Annotated in this window: 8 protein-coding genes; 7 read left to right on the plus strand and 1 reads right to left on the minus strand. The window is 67.4% G+C overall.

The window, feature by feature from the left end; genetic code table 11:
* The 3 genes from AC31A1_RS44690 to AC31A1_RS44700 form a co-directional block, all read left to right on the plus strand.
* Nucleotides 1–556 (plus strand): CobW C-terminal domain-containing protein (locus AC31A1_RS44690; RefSeq protein WP_489658808.1); only part of this gene is annotated, 556 nt, incomplete at its 5' end.
* A gap of 2 nt (nt 557–558) precedes the next feature.
* Complete coding sequence (gene rpsR, locus AC31A1_RS44695) at nt 559–804, plus strand: 30S ribosomal protein S18 (RefSeq protein WP_489658809.1); 246 nt, start codon at nt 559–561, stop codon at nt 802–804.
* A gap of 287 nt (nt 805–1,091) precedes the next feature.
* Entirely contained in the window at nt 1,092–1,310 is a 219-nt protein-coding gene (locus AC31A1_RS44700; protein ID WP_234478148.1) for a DUF397 domain-containing protein, read from the plus strand.
* A 69-nt stretch (nt 1,311–1,379) separates the two neighbouring features.
* Here the strand turns inward: AC31A1_RS44700 and AC31A1_RS44705 are convergent, their stop codons facing one another.
* Nucleotides 1,380–1,892: an ATP-binding protein gene (locus tag AC31A1_RS44705; protein WP_489658810.1), complete on the minus strand. Its 513-nt coding sequence runs from the start codon at nt 1,890–1,892 to the stop codon at nt 1,380–1,382.
* Nucleotides 1,893–2,245: 353 nt separating this feature from the next.
* Between AC31A1_RS44705 and AC31A1_RS44710 the strand changes: the two genes are divergently transcribed.
* The 4 genes from AC31A1_RS44710 to AC31A1_RS44725 all read left to right on the plus strand — a co-directional run bounded on the left by AC31A1_RS44710 (nt 2,246) and on the right by AC31A1_RS44725 (nt 5,986).
* Complete coding sequence (locus tag AC31A1_RS44710) at nt 2,246–3,070, plus strand: Sco1979 family transcriptional regulator (protein WP_393751796.1); 825 nt, start codon at nt 2,246–2,248, stop codon at nt 3,068–3,070.
* A 118-nt stretch (nt 3,071–3,188) separates the two neighbouring features.
* Nucleotides 3,189–4,649, plus strand: coding sequence for an aldehyde dehydrogenase family protein (locus AC31A1_RS44715; protein ID WP_489658811.1), 1,461 nt, complete (start codon nt 3,189–3,191; stop codon nt 4,647–4,649).
* A 125-nt stretch (nt 4,650–4,774) separates the two neighbouring features.
* The gene (locus tag AC31A1_RS44720; RefSeq protein ID WP_489658812.1) at nt 4,775–5,320 is read left to right on the plus strand and encodes a DinB family protein; all 546 of its coding nucleotides are present in this window, start codon (nt 4,775–4,777) and stop codon (nt 5,318–5,320) included.
* A gap of 24 nt (nt 5,321–5,344) precedes the next feature.
* On the plus strand, nt 5,345–5,986 hold the full coding sequence (locus tag AC31A1_RS44725) for a PadR family transcriptional regulator (RefSeq protein ID WP_489658813.1): 642 nt from the start codon (nt 5,345–5,347) through the stop codon (nt 5,984–5,986).
* Nucleotides 5,987–6,103 lie beyond the last annotated feature (117 nt).

A 6,103-nucleotide genomic window follows, 5' to 3' on the forward strand; every position in this document is an offset into this window, starting at 1 on the left:
GTCCCCCTCCCCCCACCGCAGCGTCCTCGCCCACGCAGCCCTCGCCGGCTTCGACGTAGAAGCCGCAGCCGCAGCCCAACACCCCGCCTGCGCCCTCCTCCCCGTCGAGGCCGACGCACACGGCGTGACCACCCTCGTCTGGCACCGGCGCCGCCCCTTCCACCCGGAGCGGCTGTACGCGGCACTTGAGGACATCACCTGCGCCGCAGCCCGCAGCCGGGGCCGGTTCTGGCTCGCGGACAAGCCCGACTCGTTGCTGCACTGGGACGCGGCCGGGGGCGCCCTGTGCGTGGAGAGCGCGGGGCCGTGGCTCGTCTCGTTGCCGGACGCCGCCTGGGAGCTGGTGCCGCCGGTGCGCCGTGCGGCCGCCGCGCTCGACTGGCATCCGGAGCACGGGGACTGCTGCCAGCACCTTGTCTTCACATCCCCCGGGCTCGACCGCGACGGACTCGAACTGCTCCTGGAGTCCTGCCTGTTGACCGACACCGAGTACGCCGCGGGCCGTAGCGCCTGGAAACGCATCCCGTCCGCCTTCGACACCCTTCTGGAGATCTGACCGTGCCCCGCAAGTCCGAGGGCAAGCCTGAGCGCAGGCCTGCCAAGTCCCGTCGTAATCCGCTGGATTCGGCCGGAGTGACGTACATCGACTACAAGGACACCGCCCTGCTGCGGACGTTCGTCTCCGATCGCGGCAAGATCCGCAGCCGCCGGGTCACCGGCGTATCGGCCCGGCAGCAGCGGCAGTTGGCGGCTGCGATCAAGAACGCCCGGGAGATGGCATTGTTGCCGTACTCGACCCGATAGCCGCCCGCATGGAACACAAGGGCCCCCGCACACGTCTTCCCTAGTACATGTCCTGCCCGGTCCTGGGCAGACGCTGGAACGGCATCGGTAAAGCAGTCGTCAAAGCTGTAACCGGAGCACCACCCCCCGTGCACGTGCATCTGCCCATGCATCTGCACATGAACAGGGCTATGATCCGGAACAGTTGACCACTGCATCAATGGCCACACCAGCCAGTGCACAACCGGGAGCGACCTGTGGACCACCGCGTTGACAGCGTGTACTTGGGGTTCGACGTGTACAACGGCATGGCTGCCACGCAGCTGGACGGAGTGGCCTGGCAGAAGAGCCGGCACAGCAACTCGCAAGGATCCTGCGTGGAGTTCGCGCGGCTGCCCGGCGGCGACGTCGCCGTGCGCAACTCGCGCTTCCCCGACGGTCCGGCGCTCGTCTACACCCGCGCCGAGATCGAGGCGATGCTCCTGGGCATCAAGGACGGCGAGTTCGACCACCTGATAGTGGGATAGCGGACCGACGACCTGCGCGAATCACGGCAACGCGCGTAGAACCGCGGCCCCAAAAAGGGCCGCGGTTCCTCACGCGTCGTTCTGTACGGGGTCTCCCTGGAGCCGGAACAGCGCCCAGACCACCTTGCCGCTGAGCGTGCCCGCCAGCGGGTGCCAGCCCCAGCCGTCGGCGAACGAGTCGACGAGGAACAGGCCGCGGCCCGACTCCGCCGAGAAGTCCTCCGACTCGCGGGCGACGGGACTGTCGTGACTGGGGTCGCGTACGGCGCACACCAGCCGCTCGGTCCAGCGCATCAGGTGCAGCCGCACGGGCGGGTTCTGCTCCGGGACGCGCGGGGTGTTGGCCGGCAGGGCGTGCCGCAGCGCGTTGGTGACCAGTTCGGAGACGACCAGACAGACGTCGTCGAAGCGGTCGCCTATGTCCCACTGGTCGAGCGTGCGGCGGGTGAACTGCCGTGCCTCGCGCACCGCTTCGTAGCGGGCGGCCAGAGCACACGACGCGGCGCTGGACACGGCCGATGGGTCCAGCGGCGGAAGGCCCTGCCGTAACGGCTTGAGCATGGTCGATCCATTCGTCCCCATGCGAGGCACTCCCGGAATTCGCGGTCGTTGCGATGCAGCGGTGGCGCGAGACCATGGTTTCGGATGCGTACAGCAGATGCAAGGGCAGATGCACGTGCAGCTGACCGAATTGGACCCTCCCGTACCGCTTGTTGGCCATTTTTTCCGCCAACTTCACGCCGATCTCGGGCCCGGACCTTGCTTCTTCCTGAGGTCTTCCTGACAACTTCCTGTGAACGGGCGTCCCTTCTTTCCATTTCTGTAATCGAACGAGTACTGCTCGAAGTGTTTTAGTGGCAGACTGCGGCCTCTGAAGACGGTTGGGGAGGCTGGCGAACGTGAGCGCGGGAGAGCCCGGATCGGTGGTGCGACGGATGCTGCTCGGCTCGCAACTCAGGCGACTGCGGGAAGCACGTGGGATCACCCGGGAGGCGGCGGGGTACTCGATCCGTGCTTCCGAATCCAAGATCAGTCGCATGGAGCTGGGGCGAGTGAGCTTCAAGACCCGGGACGTCGAGGACCTGTTGACGCTGTACGGCATCACGGACGAGGCGGAGCGCATCTCACTCCTCTCCCTCGCGAAGGAGGCCAACGTAGCGGGCTGGTGGCACAGTTACTCGGACGTCCTGCCCAGTTGGTTCCCCACCTATGTGGGCCTGGAGGGTGCCGCCTCCCTCATCCGCGTCTACGAGGTGCAGTTCGTGCACGGACTGCTGCAGACCGAGGCCTACGCCCGCGCGGTCGTCCGGCGCGGCATGAAGGGCGCGAGTGCGGCGGACGTGGAACGGCGGGTGGCGCTGCGCCTGGAGCGGCAGAAGTACCTGGTGAACGAGAACGCGCCGGACTTCCACATCGTCCTGGACGAGGCCGCCCTGCGCCGCCCGTACGGCGACCGCGAGGTCATGCGCGGGCAGCTCCAGCATCTGATCGAGGTCTCCGAGCACCCCAACGTCCGGCTCCAGGTCATGCCGTTCGGCTTCGGCGGTCACGCCGGTGAGTCCGGCGCCTTCACGATCCTGTCGTTCCCGGAGTCCGACCTCTCGGACGTCGTCTACCTCGAACAGCTCACCAGCGCGCTCTACTTGGACAAGTCCGAGGACGTGGCCCAGTACGAGAAGGCGCTGAAGGAGCTCCAGCAGGACAGCCCGGGCCCGGACGAGAGCCGGGATCTTCTTCGGGGACTGCTCCAACTCTCTTGAAACACAAGTACGATGACGTGTGATCAGACCGTGATGATCGCGAGGGATCGTCCGGTCTGCTGTTGATCGTGTCTGCAACTGATCGTGTCTGCTGACGATTGAGCGATTGAGGGATCACATGTCGTCCTACTTCACCGACCTGGCTCAGCAGTACATCGACGGTGAGTGGCGCCCGGGCACCGGCTCCTGGGACATCATCGACTTCAACCCGTACGACGGCGAGAAGCTCGCGTCGATCACCATAGCCACGGTCGACGAGGTCGACGAGGCGTACAAGGCGGCCGCCCGCGCCCAGAAGAAGTGGGCCGCGACCAACCCCTACGCCCGCCGCGCGGTGTTCGAGAAGGCTCTGCGGATCATCGAGGACCGCGAGCAGGAGATCTCCGAGGTGATCGTCGCCGAACTCGGCGGCACCTTCCTGAAGGCCGGCTTCGAGCTGCACCTCGTCAAGGAGTTCCTGCGCGAGGCGATCCACCTCGCGCTGCGCCCGCAGGGCCGGATCATCCCCTCGCCGGTCGACGGCAAGGAGAACCGCGTCTACACCGTCCCGGTGGGCGTGGTCGGCGTGATCAGCCCCTTCAACTTCCCGCTCCTGCTCTCCCTCAAGTCGGTGGCCCCCGCCCTGGCGTTGGGCAACGGCGTGGTCCTCAAGCCGCACCAGAACACCCCGATCGTCGGTGGTTCCCTGGTCGCGAAGATCTTCGAGGACGCGGGCCTGCCGGGCGGACTCCTGAACGTCGTCATCACGGACATCGCCGAGATCGGCGACGCGTTCATCGAGCACCCGATCCCGAAGGTCATCTCCTTCACCGGCTCCGACAAGGTCGGCCGCCACGTCGCGACCGTCTGCGCCTCGCAGTTCAAGCGCGCGGTGCTCGAACTCGGCGGCAACAGCGCGATCGTGGTCCTCGACGACGCCGACATCGACTACGCGGTCGACGCGGCGGTCTTCAGCCGCTACGTCCACCAGGGCCAGGTCTGCATGGCCGCGAACCGTGTCCTGGTCGACCGGTCGATCGCCGACGAGTTCACCGAGAAGTTCGTCACCAAGGTCAAGTCCCTCAAGGTCGGCGACCCGCGCGACCCGCAGACGGTCATCGGCCCGGTCATCAACTCCCAGCAGGCGGACGCCCTTTCGGGTGTCGTCGAGCAGGCGATCGCCGAGGGCGCGACGGCTCTGGTCCACGGCACGACCACCGACAACCTGGTCGCCCCCTCGGTCCTCACCGACCTCCCCGCCGGCTCGGACCTCCTCCGCCAGGAGGTCTTCGGCCCGGTCGCCTTCCTCATCCCGTTCGACGGCGAGGAGGAGGCCGTCAGCATCGTCAACGACACGCCGTACGGCCTGAGCGGCGCCGTCCACACCGGCGACATCGAGCGCGGCGTGAACTTCGCCAAGCAGATCGACACGGGCATGTTCCACGTCAACGACGGCACCGTCCACGACGAGCCGATCGTCCCCTTCGGCGGCGAGAAGGCCTCCGGCCTGGGCCGCCTCAACGGCGAGTCGATGCTGGACGCGTTCACCAGCCTGAAGTGGATCTCGGTGCAGCACGGGCGGAGCGGGTTCCCGTTCTAGACCCGTTCTAGACATGTGCTTCCGGCGGTCCATTGAGGACAGAACCTGACCTCGATTGCCCGTAGCTTCGTCGGTGTCGGGCAGGGGGACGCGCTCCCTGCCGGCACCGGCGAAAGGTGAAGGCCATGGTCACGCACGTACCCGCGGAGGCACAGGGCGACGAGCGCGGGGCGCTGCTCTCGTTCATCGAGGAGCAGCGGGGCGGTATCCGCAGGGCGTTGCTCGGGCTGACCGAGGAGCAGGCCGCGAGCAAACCGAGCGCGAGCGAACTCTCCCTCTCCGGGCTGCTCAAGCACTGCGCCGAGGTCGAGCAGGGCTGGATTGCGCGGGCGAGGCAGGAGCCGCCGGCGGTTCAGCGGGACGAGACCAACTGGCACGAGACGTTCCAGCTGGTCGACGGGGAGACCGTGGAGTCCCAACTCGCTTACTGGGAGAAGGTCGCCGCCGAGACGGAGGCGTACATCCGCTCGGTGCCCAGCCTCGACGAGACCTTCCCGCTGCCGGACCAGCCCTGGTTCCCCGAGGGGCGTGTCTCCGTGCGGTGGGTGTGCCTGCACCTGATCCGCGAGACCGCCCGGCACGCCGGTCACGCCGACATCGTCCGCGAGTCCCTCGACGGCGCCACCGCGTTCGAGCTGGTCGCGAAGGAACGGGGCACGACAGGGGGCTGACCTCCCGGGTTCTACGCTGGTCCCATGTCAGCGATCCGTCTTCTCGTGCTCAACGCCGTGCGCCAGCACGGGCGGGCCCACGGTTACCAGGTGCGCAACGACCTGGAGTACTGGGGCGCGCACGAGTGGTCCAACGCCAAGCCCGGCTCGATCTACCACGCACTCAAGCAGCTGGCCAAGCAGGGTTTCCTGCATGCCCATGAGATCGCGCCGTCCACCGTCGGGGGCCCGCCGCGCACGGAGTACGAAATCACCGACGGGGGCAATGAGGAGTACTTCCGGCTGCTGCGCGAGGCGCTGTCGTCGTACGACCAGCAGATGGACGTGAAGTCGGCCGCCATCGGGGGAATCGTCGACCTGCCCAGGGCCGAGGTGGTGGCGCTGCTCAAGGAGCGCACCCGGGGTATCGACCAGTGGCGGGCCTCGGTCACCGAGCACTACATCCCCGAGGCCGGGCCCGAACAGCTGGGCCACATCGGCGAGATCATGAACCTCTGGGTCCACACGGCCGACGCCGAGGCCGCGTGGACCCAGGGGCTGATCGAGCGCATCAAGGGCGGGGCGTACACCTTCGCGGGGGAGGGTGAGCCGTTCGTCGGTGTCCTGAGGGACGACGAGGAGAACCCGTACGCGACGGGGGAGCGGCATCCCGGGGACGTCCACTAATCAAGTTTGACTAACGAGGATCGTCGGGGTTACTTTCGAGCACGTAGTCAAGTTTGACTAGCGAAGGGGTGTCCAGTGGCCGACGCGGCGATCATCGTCGAGGACGCGCACAAGACG

The sequence above is a fragment of the Streptomyces sp. P5F9 genome (assembly GCF_057961495.1).